Annotated in this window: 18 protein-coding genes; 1 reads left to right on the forward strand and 17 read right to left on the reverse strand. The window is 48.9% G+C overall.

Annotated features, from left to right (window positions below; translation table 11 throughout):
• Nucleotides 1–63: 63 nt before the first annotated feature.
• From AN618_RS13465 to trxA, 7 genes are all read right to left on the reverse strand, one after another.
• The gene (locus tag AN618_RS13465) at nt 64–285 is read right to left on the reverse strand and encodes a GerMN domain-containing protein (protein WP_222926305.1); all 222 of its coding nucleotides are present in this window, start codon (nt 283–285) and stop codon (nt 64–66) included.
• Between the two features lie 9 nt (nt 286–294).
• Entirely contained in the window at nt 295–1,047 is a 753-nt protein-coding gene (locus AN618_RS04110) for a hypothetical protein (protein WP_222926307.1), read from the reverse strand.
• Between the two features lie 21 nt (nt 1,048–1,068).
• Nucleotides 1,069–1,494: a Fur family transcriptional regulator gene (locus AN618_RS04115; RefSeq protein ID WP_066352423.1), complete on the reverse strand. Its 426-nt coding sequence runs from the start codon at nt 1,492–1,494 to the stop codon at nt 1,069–1,071.
• The gene (locus tag AN618_RS04120; RefSeq protein WP_066352425.1) at nt 1,484–2,296 is read right to left on the reverse strand and encodes a metal ABC transporter permease; all 813 of its coding nucleotides are present in this window, start codon (nt 2,294–2,296) and stop codon (nt 1,484–1,486) included. Before AN618_RS04120 ends, AN618_RS04115 begins: the two co-directional genes overlap by 11 nt.
• A 14-nt stretch (nt 2,297–2,310) precedes the next feature.
• Nucleotides 2,311–3,057 (reverse strand): metal ABC transporter ATP-binding protein, encoded by a 747-nt coding sequence (locus AN618_RS04125; protein WP_066352428.1) that lies wholly within the window; start codon nt 3,055–3,057, stop codon nt 2,311–2,313.
• 12 nt (nt 3,058–3,069) lie between these two features.
• On the reverse strand, nt 3,070–3,981 hold the full coding sequence (locus AN618_RS04130; protein WP_066352430.1) for a metal ABC transporter substrate-binding protein: 912 nt from the start codon (nt 3,979–3,981) through the stop codon (nt 3,070–3,072).
• Between the two features lie 127 nt (nt 3,982–4,108).
• Complete coding sequence (gene trxA / locus AN618_RS04135) at nt 4,109–4,423, reverse strand: thioredoxin (protein ID WP_066352432.1); 315 nt, start codon at nt 4,421–4,423, stop codon at nt 4,109–4,111.
• Between the two features lie 136 nt (nt 4,424–4,559).
• Between trxA and AN618_RS04140 the strand changes: the two genes are divergently transcribed.
• Nucleotides 4,560–5,330: a helix-turn-helix domain-containing protein gene (locus AN618_RS04140; RefSeq protein WP_066352438.1), complete on the forward strand. Its 771-nt coding sequence runs from the start codon at nt 4,560–4,562 to the stop codon at nt 5,328–5,330.
• On the opposite strand, the gene AN618_RS13855 is transcribed toward AN618_RS04140, so the two are convergent.
• The 10 genes from AN618_RS13855 to glmU form a co-directional block, all read right to left on the reverse strand.
• Nucleotides 5,327–5,611, reverse strand: a complete 285-nt coding sequence (locus tag AN618_RS13855) for a CC/Se motif family (seleno)protein (RefSeq protein WP_263870384.1) — start codon at nt 5,609–5,611, stop codon at nt 5,327–5,329. The two genes, AN618_RS04140 and AN618_RS13855, sit on opposite strands and share 4 nt — an antisense overlap.
• 186 nt (nt 5,612–5,797) lie before the next feature.
• Entirely contained in the window at nt 5,798–6,943 is a 1,146-nt protein-coding gene (locus AN618_RS04145; protein WP_066352440.1) for a mannitol-1-phosphate 5-dehydrogenase, read from the reverse strand.
• Nucleotides 6,940–7,404, reverse strand: coding sequence for a PTS mannitol transporter subunit IIA (locus tag AN618_RS04150; protein ID WP_066352441.1), 465 nt, complete (start codon nt 7,402–7,404; stop codon nt 6,940–6,942). Before AN618_RS04150 ends, AN618_RS04145 begins: the two co-directional genes overlap by 4 nt.
• Before the next feature lie 13 nt (nt 7,405–7,417).
• The gene (locus AN618_RS04155) at nt 7,418–9,469 is read right to left on the reverse strand and encodes a BglG family transcription antiterminator (protein WP_066352442.1); all 2,052 of its coding nucleotides are present in this window, start codon (nt 9,467–9,469) and stop codon (nt 7,418–7,420) included.
• A 58-nt stretch (nt 9,470–9,527) separates the two neighbouring features.
• A complete protein-coding gene (locus AN618_RS04160) occupies nt 9,528–10,892 on the reverse strand; it encodes a PTS mannitol transporter subunit IIBC (protein ID WP_066352443.1) in 1,365 nt (454 codons plus the stop codon).
• Nucleotides 10,893–11,067: 175 nt separating this feature from the next.
• Entirely contained in the window at nt 11,068–11,991 is a 924-nt protein-coding gene (locus AN618_RS04165; protein WP_066352444.1) for a beta-1,2-mannobiose phosphorylase, read from the reverse strand.
• Between the two features lie 107 nt (nt 11,992–12,098).
• Nucleotides 12,099–12,662 carry an aminoacyl-tRNA hydrolase gene (gene pth, locus AN618_RS04170; protein ID WP_066352446.1) on the reverse strand — a complete coding sequence of 188 codons (564 nt, stop codon included), beginning with the start codon at nt 12,660–12,662 and terminating at the stop codon, nt 12,099–12,101.
• Nucleotides 12,663–12,711: 49 nt separating this feature from the next.
• Nucleotides 12,712–13,407: a 50S ribosomal protein L25/general stress protein Ctc gene (locus AN618_RS04175; protein ID WP_245628393.1), complete on the reverse strand. Its 696-nt coding sequence runs from the start codon at nt 13,405–13,407 to the stop codon at nt 12,712–12,714.
• Nucleotides 13,404–14,342, reverse strand: a complete 939-nt coding sequence (locus tag AN618_RS04180) for a ribose-phosphate diphosphokinase (protein ID WP_066352451.1) — start codon at nt 14,340–14,342, stop codon at nt 13,404–13,406. Before AN618_RS04180 ends, AN618_RS04175 begins: the two co-directional genes overlap by 4 nt.
• On the reverse strand, nt 14,326–15,723 hold the full coding sequence (gene glmU / locus AN618_RS04185) for a bifunctional UDP-N-acetylglucosamine diphosphorylase/glucosamine-1-phosphate N-acetyltransferase GlmU (protein WP_222926309.1): 1,398 nt from the start codon (nt 15,721–15,723) through the stop codon (nt 14,326–14,328). Before glmU ends, AN618_RS04180 begins: the two co-directional genes overlap by 17 nt.
• Nucleotides 15,724–15,771 lie beyond the last annotated feature (48 nt).

Genomic DNA, 15,771 nt, shown 5'->3' on the forward strand with positions numbered 1-15,771 from the left:
TAAAAAAATGCAACCCTTATTTAGAAAAATTTTTTATGCCCTATATTGAAATCCTCAGCACAATTACCTGTTCACCTTCAAAACCTCATCCTTTCCGAAGACAAAATGCCCGGACTCGTATCCCTTACCTTCCACATTTAATATGACGCCTTCTACTCCAAAGTTTTTGCCGTAGGTGTTTACTATGCTGTCTATCAGCAGCGCCTCATATCCCGAACCGGCATTCATTTCGGTGATGAGTTCTTTAGAAAAATTCAGCCTCAGGACGCTTTCTTCCCTTTTCATATCCAAAAGTCAGGTGTTTTTGCTCAGCACCCTGTACTTTTCGTCTTTTAAAAGTTCGGTTATCCTCTCCGCAAGAGTTTCGCCGGTTTTAAACTTCTCTACTACCCTATCTTCCAGCAATTTATCCACGTTTTTCGAAGGATAATAAATTGCCAGCTCTTTTTCGGGCAGGCAGTTGTCTTTTTCGGCATCGCCAAATTTAGAAAGGTTCTCTTCAACGACGTTATCATTAAACACAAATTTCTGCTTGACAAGGCCCACGCCTTTTGCGAAATACCTTTCTACCACCGAATCTCCGGATTTTCCCACTACCTTGATGCATGTAAATTCTCCCGCTGGCACCTTTACCTTTTCCTCCAGGCTCTCGATGGTCCACGTGGTATCGCCGTCCTGCCAGCTAGCTTTTTCTTTCAGAGGCGATTTTAAATAATACCTTTCCTGGGCAGGCTCTTTTGCAAGATAATTTATCCTGTAATAACTTTCTTCGATAGAATTGACCAGTTTCACCCCTTCGTCGCTCACTTCAAATACTTTAGCCACAACGGTGCCCCCATTGTTTTGGGCAAGCTGGACCCTGTTTCCTTCGATAAATTCCGTATCCACCCTGCCCCCCGCGAACTCATTGCCAATGCCTTCGTATTCCCAATAAAGATTTTTCGAAACCGGAAAGTAATCAGCAGCGCTTTGATTTTTCCTAGTGCAGCCCGTAAAAACTACCGACAAAACCAGCACTATCGCGACGGCGAGAAAAGTCCTTTTCACCCTCAAAACCTCTTTTCTTGATTATTTTTTCAAACCAGAACCCTCACAATCCCTGCAAAATCCGTATACCACGAATTCATGTTCAACGGGCAGAAATCCTTTCTTTTTCACCTCTTCCCCCATAAAATTCATCGGGCAGTATTCTATTACGACGGATTTCCCGCACCCCTTGCAAATGAAATGGTGGTGGTGTTCTTCTTCCACCCGAAGGCCGTAAGAGGGTATCCTCTCGCCTCTTATCACTGTACATAGTATACCCCTTTTTTTCATAAGCTCAACGTTCCTGTATATCGTGGAGAAATTCACGCCAGGGAGGATTTCCTTAACTCTTTCGAATATCTCCGTCGCCGTCAGCATCGAACTCGAACTTTCAAGTACCTTCATTATGGCGAGTCTCTGGCTGGTGACCTTAAGTCCTTTCTTTCTCAAAAATTCCTCAAACTCCACGGTAGCTATACCTCCTTTTCACGAGAAGCACCACAAATAGCACTGCAGAAGCTATGAGCACTATCGTGCCGCCCGGTGCCAGATCGAAATAAAAGGAAAGGTAAAGGCCCGTTATCACCGAAAAAGCGGCCACCATATTTGATATGAAAATCGCCGAATTGAAACTCCTGGCAAGCTGAAGGCTCACGGCAGCGGGGATGACTATGAGCGCCGAGACAAGCAGCGTACCCACTATTCTGACCGATATAGCCACCGTAAGGGCGGTAAGTATTGAAAAGAGCACATTCACCGTATTGACGGGTATCCCGGAAAGTCTGGCCGTTTCCTCGTCGAAGGCTATGGAAAAAAGCTGCCTGCGCAAAAGATAAAGAGCAGCCATGACGAAAATTCCCAGGATTATTATCAATTTGATGTCTTCTTCCGTTACCGCCATCAGGCTGCCGAAAAGGTACGAGAAAAGGTCCGCATTAAACGACCTGCCCAGGCTTATCATCACCACGGCCGCTCCCATGCTCGCCGACATTACAACCGCCAGGGCTACCTCGGCGTACCTTTTAAAAGTAACCCTGACCATCTCAACGAGCAAAGCGGCCAGGACCGAAAACGCCACGGCGCCGTAAAAGGGATAAAAACCAAAGAACATCCCGGCCGCTACCCCCGCCAGAGATGCATGAGACAGGCTGTCGCCCACCATCGACATGCGGCGCAGCACCACAAACACCCCTATGGAGGAAGTAACCAAGGCGGAGGCGATTCCGGCCGCAAAGGCCCTGACCATAAAGGAATACTGAAATATCTCCATGGTAATTCCTTCCTTCATCTTTCAGTCTGGCGTCTGTTTTTCATGCTGTAGCCCATTATTTCGGCTATGTGGTCTTCGGTTACATCCTTCGTATTTTCGTGGACGTCCACTTTGCCGCTTTTCACGCACCCGATTTTATTCGCCATGCCGCAAGCCATGCCTATATCGTGGGTTATCATCACCACCGTTAAGCCCTGCTCCTTATTGAGATGCTCTAAAAGGCCGTAAAATTCCTCCTGGGATTCGGCGTCGATACCGGTCGTGGGCTCATCCAGAAAGAGCGCTTCCGGATTTCCGACGAGGCTGCGGGCCAGAAACACTTTTTGCCGCTGTCCCCCTGAAAGTTCCCCTATAAGTCTTGCCGCAAGGGGTTCTATGCCAACCGTAGCCATGGCCTTTCTCACAGCTTCATCCACCGATTTGCCCTTCAAAGATCCTGCCTTTCCAAAAAGCCCCGACGCCACAATCTCCCTGACCGTCGCCGGAAAGGATAGATTTATTTGCCCTCCATGCTGGGGAACGTAGGCGATTTTTTGCCACTGCCGGAAACTGCGCACGTTTTTGCCGAAGAGCTTTACCTCGCCTTCATCGGGCACGACAAGGCCCACCATGATTTTCATAAGCGTTGTTTTTGCGGCGCCGTTGGGCCCAATCAGTGCGAAAAAATCGCCCTTTTCCACTTTCATGTTCACCTTTTCCAGCACTCTGGGACCTCCGTATGAAAAACTAACATCCTTCAGCTCCACCACCGGAGTGTCCATGTCTCTCTCCTCCTATTCATTGAGGGCCCTTTTTAGATTCTCCAAATTTTCCAGCATGATAGAAAAGTAATCCTTGCCGGCCTTCATATCTTCCTCGGTTAAATTCTCCAGAGGATGCAGGACCAAAACCTTAGTGCCCGTCTCTCTTGCAAGTACGTCGGCCAGTTTAGAGCTCGAAGCAGCCTCGACCATTATATACCTTATATCCTTTTCCTTGCATAACTTCGAAAGCTCAGCGAGTTTTTTAGGCGAAGGTTCCTGCTGGGGAGAAAGGCCGCTTATGGCGATCTGGTTCAGATTATATCGCCTTGCCAGGTAGCCGAAAGCCGCATGGTTTACCACAAAATCCCTTTTTTTGGCCGGCAAAAGGGAATTCCTGTATTTTTCATCAAGGTCATCCAGGCGCTTTTTCAGTTCTTCGAGGTTTTTCCGGTAATAGGCGGCGTTTTCCCCGTCTTTTGCAGCTATAGCTCCGGCAATCCTTTCAGCCATGGTCTTTGCAACTACAGGATCGAGCCACACATGGGGATCTTCATCACCATGAAACTCCTCCTGGAAAAGGCCTTCTCCTGCTTTTACTACCGTTACGCCCTCCTTTAAAAGCTGCTCAGCCAGCTTTTCGGCCCACGGGTCTATCGAGCCTCCCAAATAGACGAACACATCCGCTTCATAAATTCCGGCCACAAGCTTGGGCGACGGCTCGAAGTCGTGAACTTCCACCCCCGCCGGTACCACCTTTTCCACCGCGGCCCTGTCGCCCGCTATTTTGGCAGCAAAGTCATAAAGAGGATATATGGTGGTATATATTTTTATTTTCCCGCGCTCCTGAGGTGCCGGACGGCTTACCCCAGACGAACAGCCGGTTATTAGAAAAATGGCGGCCACGAGTATCGCAAGTAAAGAGTATAATCCTTTCCTTTTCAAAGCGGCCACCTCCTAAATGCAAATTATTTGCATTAAGACTCAAAAATATATTATACCCTAAGGTAGTTTTTGTCAACATGAAAAAAAAATAACCGCCTTTTATGAGGCGGCTTTTTGAAAAACCGTTTTAAAGTCCGAGTTCCGAAACTATTTCGTTTTTCGGCCTGAAACCTATCATCTTTTTGGCCGGCTGGCCGTCCTTGAAGAGTATGAGCGTGGGAATGCTCATTATTCCGAAAGCACCCGCACTGTTCGGGTTCTCGTCGACGTTCAGCTTTCCTACTTTTATCCTGCCTTCGTATTCGGCAGCCAACTCGTCGATGACCGGCGCCATCATGCGGCACGGGCCGCACCAGGGAGCCCAGAAGTCCACCAGCACCGGTATATCGGAATTGAGTACTTCCTGCTCGAAATTATCATCGGTAAGGGTAATGGGTTTCATTTTATTTCCTCCTCCATGAAAAATATTATTTTCTCTTATTATAACCGACTTTAAAAAGGAATCCCAATTTATTTTTTTCGATTATTTTGTTATACTATAATCAAATCTTAGTATGACTAAAACGAGGTGAAATTCGTTGATTTGCGGCAAAACTATCCGCGAATTTCGCAAAAAGAGAAACATGTCGTTAAAGGAACTTGCCGAAAAGGCAAACCTTTCCGTATCTTACCTTTGTGAAATAGAGCGCGGCAAGAAACAGCCATCGCTCGAGGTGATCGAAAAACTAGCAGCCGCTTTAAATATATCGAAAGATGCCCTCTTCGATGAACATTCTCCAAAAGGCAGCGGCACAACTTCACCGGGCGAAAGGATAAGCATCCTGCGCCGCGAAAGGGGTCTTTCCCTTTCGGAACTTGCGCAAAAGGCGGGCATTTCGGCTACGTATCTTTGTCAGATTGAAAACGGGAACGTACTTCCTTCTTTAGCCACATTGAAAGCCATCGCCCGGGCTCTAAACGTCAGTCCCCAGGATTTTCTGTCCTCGTCCCACGTAGGTTACAAAATCAGGAAAATTCGCCAGGAGCGCGGCATTACTCAGGCAGAGCTGGCCAAAAAAGCAGGGGTTTCAACAGGACTCATAGGACAAATCGAAAGCGGCAAGGTAGAACCTTCCATCAAGACTCTTGAAAAAATAGCCAGCGCCCTTTCTCTTTCGCCCTGCTACTTCGTAAGCGACGATGACGACATAACTTCCCTTTTAAGGCCAATGAATCCGGAGCTCAAGCAGCTTTTGGTCGACCCGAAAGTGAAGTCCTTTTTGGAAATGGTAGCCGACTGCACCCCGGAAGAATTCATGTTCATCATGAAATTTGTCCAGCTTTATAAGGAGCATCGAAACAAGGGCTAATATCCGCTGGCTACGGCCAGGTTTTTAAACATACCAAAACCGGAAAGGTAAATTTTCAGGCCATCTCTTGTATCCACAAAGGGGCTGACGTATACCTTTATCCCGTCGACCTCGTATACTTCGTATTCGTTGGCGTCCGAGGGCGCGCCTACGTACACGGTAGGCAGATACCTGCAGCCCGCTCATCCTCCACCGTAGCGCTCCAGTTTTACCGTTACGGCATCGGCATTTTTCTGTCGAATGAAGTTTTTGGCCTTTTCATCTATCTGTATTTTGACCATCTTTTTCACCTCCAACCCAGTTTTATTATATTAAATAATTTTTTCGCTGTCAATGAGTATTTTTAAATTTTTCAAATCGCCTTCAAAAGCAGTATCCCCCACAGCCGGCTTTTGTATAATCTGCAATTAAAAAAAGCACCCCTTTTGAATTTCACTAAAGGAGTGCTTTTTTTGACATTCTGAGCTTTATTTAATTTTTATAAAATATCCCTTTATAATCCCGCATAATGGATTTTCTTCCGATATACCGCACACCTTTTTCAGAACCTGATCTATCCCTTCCTCTTTAATCATTCTCTGCAGCTTGCGGGCTTCTTCGTCTTCTTCGTGGTCGAATTTAAGCGCTGCAGCTATCCCCCGCGATAGATTGAGCGGAGTTATCCCGAGCTCCTGGGCTTTAAGTGCGGGGTAAACTAGGCGGTCTTTAGGCCCCAATTTTCTTAAGGGGTTTCGCCCCACGCGAACTACCGGGTCTTTCAGAGCCGGGTTGAGAAAGCGCCTCAGCGTATTTTCGATGTAATTGCCGTGCTCCTTTTTATCAAATCCAAAGCGGGTCGTCAAGTAAGCTCCCGACTCTTCCATGGCTCCCCTTACCGTCTCAAGTATACTTCCGTCCTGCAGTGCCTCGAGAATGGTGTCGTAACCTTTTTCGTAACCGAGGTAAGCCGCTACGGCATGCCCGGTGTTCAGCGTGTAAATTTTTCGCTCCACGTAAGCCCGCAGGTTATTAACGGATTTCATCCCCGGGATTGGCGGTATTTCGCCAGCAAAGCCGCCGGCATCCACGACCCATTCGAAGTAAGGTTCTACCGCGACGTCAAGGAGAAAGGTCCCTTGCTGGGGGGGAATTATCCTGTCCACCGCGGCGTCAGGAAATCCCACCTTTTTTATCGCGTCCTGCCTTTCCGCCGGCGAAAGATGTTCCATGACCTTTTCTTTCAAAAAAGTAGATGCACCCACCATGTTTTCGCAGGCGATAACGTTTAGCGGTTCCGATGAACGCTTTAACCTGCGGGAAATACCCGATGCTATAACGGGGGCTATAGCCTTCAAGACACCCGGTCCCACCGCCGTTGTGACCATCTGAGCCTCACTTATCTTTTCAGCGACCATTTCTTCGTCTGTTGCCAGGATGCCCTCCACGCCTTCGACCAGGTGGACCTTCAGCTCATCGCCCTTTTCCACAACCCTGTAAGAACCGCTTTTATTGAGCGCTTCTACCAAATCGGCGTTTATATCGACAAAGACCACGTGGTATCCGGCCCTTGCCAACAAAAACCCTATAAATCCCCGCCCAATATTACCTGCACCAAAATGAACAGCCGTCTTCATCTTGAAAACCCTTCTTTCAGCAACTTGATGATTTCCTTCGGATCCTTAGTTTCTATGAGTTTATTAACCCTCTTTTCATCTTCGCAAGTCGCCGCAATATTGGAGAGAATTTCAAGGTGTTCGTCGCCCTTTGCTGCTATTCCTATGACTATATACGCTTTGTTTCCATCGCCGAAATCGACTCCTTCAGGAAACTGGGCCACTGCAAGCCCGCTCTTTTTGATCTTTTCTTTTGCTTCGCTTCCCCCGTGGGGAATGGCGATTCCGTTCCCTATATACGTGGATAAAAGTTCCTCTCTCTTTTTCATTTCATCTATATAAGAACGTTCCACACGCCCTTCTCTGACCAGCAACTCACCCACTATTTCTATAGCTTCATATTTATCTTTAGCCTTTGCACCCACTGCAACGGCCTTTTCGCTAAGCACTTCATCTTTTTTTCTGAAAAAAGCAAATGCCAACTTCACTACCCCCTCATTTTAAAATTCTAATAAATGACCTTATCACTTCCACATCAGCGCCGAATTTAAGCAATTCGACGAAGCCTTCTTCTTCTATCAGGGCTGCGCTTATACGTCCCATTATCTCCATCTCTTTCGGCGAAGATTTTTTAGGAAGGAGCATTAAAAGACATGCCTTGACATCCTCTATTTCACCATCCATATTTTTCATCTTAAGAGGTCTTTCCAGGCGAAAAAGCCCCAAAAAAGGCTTTTCCACCCCAGCGGTCCTGGCGTGAAGCACCGAGATTCCCGCCCCGGGCACGGCAGTCCCCGACTTCAATTCTCTTTCATGAATATCCTTTTTTACTTCTGATGCAGAAATGATTCCTGGCTTTGCCCTTATCTTCTCCTCTATGGCATCCAAGAGCTCCTCAAAGCTTTCCGCACTTACTGTTTCTACCAAAAAATATTCCAAGAGTTCAAATACCATATTCCCGCCGGCCTTTTGCCTTTCGCAGCTTTTTTTATCCGAAAAAGTCCTCTTCCTGATAAAAGCCCTGATATTTTCCACATCCTCGGAGGACAAAAGCGGCGATACCACGATTACCGGCAACCGGTCTTCTTCTAAAGGCACGGTAGATATTACAGCCTCCGTTTCGGGGTGTCTTTCCAGAGTCCTTTCCAAATCCAGCAGCGATACCACATCGATGATTTCCAAATCCGGCAGTTCCTTTCTTATGCGGCTTGCCAGCATCCTGGCGCTTCCGATGCCGCTCGGGCATACCAGCACCACCCCGGCCCTTTCCCTTTCCCTCTCCCTCTCCAGGGCAGCACCTATGTGCATGGCGATGTAGCCTATTTCCTCTTCCGGAACCCGAACGCCGAACTTTTTTTCCAAAACCCGAGCTGCCTTTTCAGCCACCAATATGAGGTCCGGGTATGCGTCTTTTATCTGGGAAAGAATGGGGTTTCTGATTTCCATTCCCATCTTCATCCTTACAAGCGCGGGCTTCAGGTGCATGGCCAGGTCTTCGACGACCCGTGCATCCCTCACCAGGTCCCGTTTCAGTTCCCTGCCCGCTTCTTTCAAAATTTCTAATGAAGCTTCCATCGCTTCCCGGTGGTCCATTGCAAAAAGTTCCCTGGAGTCATCGTACCCCGCGCGGAGCTTGGCCCCCAAAAGGTGCATGGTTATATAGCCGAGTTCCTCTTCGGGAATTTTTACTCCAAAGGCTGATTCCAGCTTACCCGCGAGCCGGGCTGCCAGTTCAAACTCCTTTGTCCCTTTCAATGTAGAAAGGAGGGCGCCGTCCATGGATATAACCTCACCGTTTTTCAACCTTTCCAGGGCAAGGGCTATGTGAACCAGCAATCCGGCATAAGCACTGTCCGCCAGGTTCATTCCGTTTTCTTCCATGGTCTTTTTCAAAATGCCTTCTATGCTTTCGAGCCAATTTTTCTCTATAAAACCAAAAAACCTGTTTTTTATCCTTTCCATCCAATCTTCGCTCTTCACGGCGCCCTGCAGATTATCTTTTATGAGCCTCACCAGCCGGGCTTCGTCGAAGTACTTGTAAAAAAGCTCGGTTATGAGGTGCCTTATGTTTTTTTCGGGGCCTTTGATCCAGACCCCCATTCCCGGTCTGCGCATGAGCTTTAATCCGTACCCGGAGAGCACCTCTTCAACTTTGTCCAGATCGTTGCTTATCGTGGCTTCCGTAACTCCAAACTCCCTTGCCAGGCTGTATAGTTTTTGAGGCCCCTTGTTCTCCAGCAAAAACAGAATGATAAGCTTCTGCCTCTCGCCCGGAGTTATCCTTTCATCTTCGGAATCTTTCTCTATCTCCCGCTTCAGACTTTCCAGCGAATCGCTTTCGCCTTCCAGGCTGATGCCCTTCCCTGATTTTCTGTTGAGTTTTATCCCAAAGGGTTTCAATTTCTCGGAAAGCCCGGGTAAGTCCCTGAGAATCGTTCGCCTGCTCACTCTCAGAATGTTCGAGAGCTTCTCGGCAGTGGCCTGCCCTTCGAGCAGCACCTTTATTATTTGCCTTTCCCGCCTTGTAAAATCCACGTTCATCACCATCTTGAAAAAATGAGAGTAACAGCTTTGAGCTGTTACTCCATATTATTTCCTTTTTTCGTTATTTTTTCAACCTCTTGACCAGTTCATCGTATATCGGGTTGTTCACGAAAGTTTCGATGGATACGTGCTCTGCACCGGGGGCTTTTGCTTTAGCCCTCGCAGTGAGTTCTCTGTGCGTAATCACGATATCGGCGTCATCCGGTATTTCGTTTATGGCGGTGTGCACTACTTCTATATCCAAACCGGCTTCCTTGATTTTCCTTCTCAAGACCGAAGCACCCATGGCCGAAGAACCCATGCCGCCATCGCAGGCAAACACTATCTTTCTTATTTTTGTCCCTTTTGCGGCATCATGTACCTTGCCGCCTTTAAGCTGGCTTACCATCTGCTTTGCGGCCTCCAGGTCTTCTTCGTCCTGACCGAAACGCTTGAGAAGCAGCGAAGACACCAGGAAGGACACCAGAGCCGAAAACGCGATACCTGCCAGCACCGGAATGAGGCCGCCTTTGGGGGCCATGGCTATTTCCGCGAAGATGCTTCCCGGCGACGGAGTCGCCACAAGTCCCGCACCAAGGGCGGCAAAGGTGAATACGCCGGTAGCCCCGCCCAAAATCACGGCGATTACCAGTATCGGATTCATGAGTACGTAGGGGAAGTAAATTTCATGGATTCCGCCAAAAAAGTGTATAATTATCGCTCCGGGCGCAGACTGCTTAGCCATCCCCTTGCCCACGAGCCAGTAGGCCAGGAGCACTCCCAAACCGGGTCCCGGGTTAGTCTCGAGTAAGAAGAAAATGGACTTGCCTTTCTGGGCGACTTCCGCCACTCCCAGTGGTCCCAAAATCCCGTGGTTAATGGCGTTGTTTAAAAACAGTATTTTGCCGGGCTCTATGAATATAGAAGCAAGAGGTAAAAGTCCCATGTTTACTATGGCCTGAACTCCTGCAGCCAGGACCTTGTTGAGACCTAAAACCACCGGGCCTATGGCAGAATATGCCAGCAGCGTGACTATCATGCCCACGATTCCTGCAGAAAAGTTGTTCACCAGCATTTCGAATCCGGCCGGTATTCTGTCCTTCAGTGCTTCGTCCACCTTTTTTATGACGTATCCGCCCAGTGGCCCCATTATCATCGCACCCATGAACATAGGTATGTCAGAGCCCACGATTACGCCCATGGTAGCCACAGCGCCGACCACGCCGCCCCTCACATCATGCACCATCTTTCCGCCCGTATAGCCTATGAGCAGGGGAAGCAGGTAAGTGATCATGGGTCCTACCAATTTGCCCAGGTGTTCATTGGGAATCCAACCCGTGGGTATGAAGAACGCGGTAATAAGACCCCACGCTATGAAGGCGCCGATGTTGGGCATGACCATGCCGCTTAAAAATCTTCCGAAAGCTTGAATTTTAGCCCTCATCATCCACCCTCCTCTTAAATTTTGTCACCGACTCTTGGTGACATTATTTTATGAATTTCTTATATTTTCTGACTTTATTATATCCCCACATTCCCCATAGCGCAATAAAAAGATGTTGAAATCGTGTCCTCATAAGACGGTGACAATTTTAAAAGCCGGCGTTTTTCCGCCGGCTTTATCATGCTACAGCTCTCGCCCTCCTAAACTTTATGTCTGCTTTGTTTAAATATGCCACGCCTATAGCGCTATCCGCCCCTGCATAGTACACGTATATGTCGTCGCCCTTTACAGCATGTCCGCAACTGAAGACTACATTCGGGACATACCCTTCTTTTTCCCATGGAAGCTGCGGCTCCATAATGGGTTCTTCCTGCCTTGCTAAAACTTTCGAAGGATCTTCGAGGTCCAAAAGGGCCGCTCCCAGCCTGTACGTGTTTTTTGAGTCGGCCGCATGGTATATCAAAAACCAGCCGTCTTCAGTCTTTATGGGAGGGCCGGCTATGCCTACTCTGGCGCTCTGCCACGTGCCCTTGATGGGCTCCAATATGGGTCTATGGTCGTGCCACGCTTTCAAATCTTCGGAGAAAGCTATCCATATATTCGGGTATCTGCGGTGAAGCATGACGAACTTTCCGTTTATTTTTTCCGGGAATAGCGAGGCGTTTTTATTGGGCTCGTCGAGCACTATTCCGTGTTTTTCCCACTTAATGAGGTTTTTGGAAGTCGCAAGGCAAATGCGCCAGTCGCCGTCGAATCTTCCGCCGAATGCTACGTACATCATGTAATAGGTATCGCCAATCTTGACTACCCGTGGGTCCTCACAGCCCCTCTGTTCGTGAGGCTGGTCGTTGGTGATTATTGGAGCCCTCAGCCTGTTGAAATTCAGGCCGTCGGTGCTTACCGCGTAACCCAACCTCGAAATGTACCGCCCGTATTTCTCGTGAGGGCCTATGTTCGAGGCCCTGTAAATCAGGTGGAAAAGGCCGTTGTCGTAAATGGCAGCACAGTTGAACACCGCCGCCCTCTCCCATTCGCTCTCCGCTTCCCCGTTTCGTTTTGGCTCAAGAATCGGTTTTTCGGTAAGCCTCTCTAACCTTATCATGTCCCTCTCCCTCTGGAAGTTGTTTAAACCAAAATACAGTATTTTATTATAACAGGGGATGTGGTTTAATTCCAGGTAACTGTATGCCTTTTATAACAATATATGGTTTAAGGTGTAAATCCGTTATACCGGTTCATGGCCTCTTCCACTCCCTCCCTCACTATGGTGAGGGCAGCTTCAGCCGCAGCTTCTATTGCGGATTCCACAGCTTGCTTCTCCTCGGGTCCGAAACTTCCCAGCACGTGGTCCACCACATCGCCTTTCGGCCTTCCGATACCCACCCTTACTCTAGGGAAATCCTCGCTGGATATGCGGGATATTATGGATTCCATGCCCTTGTGTCCACCCGAGCTGCCCTTTCGCCTTATCCTGAGCTTCCCAACCGGCAGGTCCATGTCGTCGTAAATTACAATGAGGTTTTCTGAAGGGACTTTATAAAACCTCAGCGCCTCCTCTACGCTTTCGCCAGAAAGGTTCATGAAAGTCATGGGTTTCAGCAGGAGGACTTTCTCTCCTCCCCAAATACCTTCCCCGAAGAGTCCCTTGAACTTAATCCTGTCCACCTTTACTCCGAGTTTTTCCGAAATTTTCTCAAGGACCATAAAACCCACGTTGTGCCTGGTATTCTCGTATTCTTTGCCGGGATTCCCCAGTCCAACTATCAAAAACAACACTTTCCACCTCCGGTAAAAGAAAAGCGCAACGTTTGTTGCGCCAAAATCACTCCTCTTTCTTTTCCTTGCCCTTGCTCACTACTTCCGGCTCCGCAGATTCTCCGGCGGGCGCTTCCTCTTCTTCCATGGCCGGTGCGAGCACCGTGACGACCACTTCTTCCGGGTCATCGAGGACCGTTATCTTGTCGCTCAGCTTGATGTCCTTAACCATCAAAACATCGCCTATCTTAAGGTGAGAAATGTCCACTTCGATGAATTCGGGTATGTCGGCCGGTAAGGCTTCTATAGTCAGTTCATGCAGCTGGTGCTGCAGCACGCCGCCGGCCTTGACGCCCTCCGGCTCGCCTTTCAGAATAATGGGCAAGTCCACCTCGATTTTGTCCGTCATGGACACCCGGTAAAAGTCTATGTGGGTAATAACGCCCTTTAAGTGGTCCCTCTGGATTTCTTTAATGATAACCGGGTATTTTTCCTCACCCAGTATTAAATCGATAAGCACGCCTTCGCCGTGAGTCTTGAATAATTTATTTATTTCTTTGGCGTCCACGGCGACAGCTTTTGTCTCTATGTTCTTTCCGTAAAGCACCCCGGGTATTTTGCCGCTTTTCCTGAGTTCGTTCAAATGGCCTTTTCCAGCAAGCTTTCGCTCCTCGGCCGCAAGACTTACCTGAGCCATCATCCTTCCTCCTTTCTTAATTACGAACATTAGTATAACCTTTTTGTCGTCATAAATCAATATCAATCAAAAAGAGTGCTCACCGATTCGTTGTTGTGGATGCGTTTTATGGCTTCTGCAAATATCTGGGCTACCGACAAAACCTTGATTTTCTCTATCTTCTGGTGTTCTCTCAAGGGTATGGTGTTAGTCACCACCACTTCCTTTATCGGCGATGCGGAAAGCCTCTCGATGGCCGGCCCCGACAGCACCGGATGGGTACAGCAGGCATAAATTTCCCTTGCCCCGTGTTCCAGCAGCGCCTGGGCCCCCAGCGTTATAGTGCCCGCCGTATCTATGATGTCGTCTATCATTATGACGGTCTTGCCCTTCACCTTTCCTATTACGTTCATTACCTCCGCCATGTTGGGTTCGGGCCTTCGCTTATCTATTATGGCGATGGACGCCCCCAGCCTCGTGGCCAATTCCCTCGCCCTGGTCACTCCGCCCACGTCGGGCGACACCACCACCGGTTCTTCTATTCCCTTTTTCTTGAAGTAGTCGGCCAGTATCGGCACCGCCATCAAGTGGTCCACGGGAAAATTGAAAAATCCCTGGATTTGGCCCGCATGCAGGTCCATAGTCAATACCCTGTGGGCACCCGCAGTTGAGATGAGGTCTGCCACCAGCTTTGCGGTTATGGGGTCGCGCGCCCTTATTTTCCGGTCCTGCCTCGCATAACCGTAATACGGTATTACGGCCGTGATGCGCCATGCCGAAGCCCTTTTAAAAGCATCCAACATTATTAAAAGTTCCATCAAATGGTCGTTCACGGGATAGCTCAATGGCTGAATTACAAAGACGTCGGCACCCCTTACGCTTTCGTTAATCTTGACCTGTATTTCCCCATCGCTGAAGGTGTTTACCACCGCATCCCCTACCTCTATCCCCAGGTTCCGGGCTATCTCCCGTGCAAGTTCCACATTGGCGTTGCCCGTAAAAATTTCAAGCCTGTTTTCCATCGCTTTTATCTCCTCCTTCGCGTTCTTTGCGTTTCCTCACCCATCCGGGTTTGTTTTCCTGCCGCGACCTGGCTATTGCCAGGGCGCCTTCCTCCACATCCCTGGTGACCGTAGAGCCGGCGGCTATATAGGAGCCATGCCCGATCCTCACCGGGGCAATCAGATTGGAGTTGCACCCTATGAAAGCCTCGTCTTCCACCACGGTTCTGTGCTTTTTAAAGCCGTCGTAGTTTACGAAAATCACTCCCGCGCCGATGTTGACATTGTTCCCTATATCGGCATCTCCCACGTAAGAAAGGTGCGGCACTTTTGAGTTTTCGCCAACCTTGCTGTTTTTAATCTCCACGAAATCGCCCACCTTGACCCCCGGCATCAAATGGGTCCCCGGACGCAGATTGGCAAAGGGCCCGATTTTCACTCCATCTTCGATTACGCTTTCTCTTATATGGCACATGGTAATCTCCACATTGTTACCTATGCTGGAGTCTATTATCCGGCTGTAGCCCACGATAGTGCAACATTCTCCTATCCTGGTGTTCCCCTCCAGGATGACGCCCGGGTAAATGATGGTATCCCTTCCGATTTCAACTCCGGCATCCACAAGACAAGAGTCGGGGTTCAAAAAGGTGACTCCCCGCGCCATCAGGCGATGAATTATCCTCTTTTGCATTACAGCCTGCGCCTGCGCCAGCTGATTTCTGTCGTTTACCCCCTGCACCTCGCTCGGGTCTTGAACTTCATAGGCTAAAACCTTTTCTCTCTGCCGGTTCAGTATCTCCACCACATCCGTTAGGTAGTATTCGCCTTGCACGTTGTTATTATTTACCTGCCGGAGCGCGTCAAAAACCTTTTCCCTACTGAAGCAGTAAATCCCAGAATTTATTTCGTCGATGGCCTTTTCCTCCGGCGAGGCATCCTTTTCTTCTTTTATGGCGAGCACCCTATTCCCTTCCCTTATAATCCGCCCATAACCCGCAGGGTCCTTCACCCTCGCCGTCATCACCGTCGCCGCGGCCAGGTTCCGGCTGTGAAATTCGACCATGGACCTTAAGGTTTCGCTGGTAACAAGCGGCATGTCTCCGTAAAGCACAAGGAGGGTGTCTTCCCCTTTTACGGCATCTTTTGTTTGCTGCAGGGCATGGCCCGTGCCTTTTTGTTCGGCCTGCAGGACAAATTCCACGCTTTGCCCTTCAAAAGCCCTTTTTACCTCCTCGGCACCCCTACCCACCACCACAATTATTCTTTTTGCCCCGGCCTCTCTGGCCTGAGAAATCACGTGTCCCAGCATTGGAACACCGCATACTTTGTGGAGCACCTTAGGTATGCCGGACTTCATTCGCGTTCCTTCGCCGGCTGCCAGAATAACCGCAGTAAAATCCACAGCCCGTTTCCCCCCATATCGTTCATTCCAAAACACAAACCTTCTCGT

It is taken from the genome of Fervidicola ferrireducens, from assembly GCF_001562425.1.
Taxonomy (GTDB): Bacteria; Bacillota; Thermosediminibacteria; order Thermosediminibacterales; family Thermosediminibacteraceae; genus Fervidicola; species Fervidicola ferrireducens.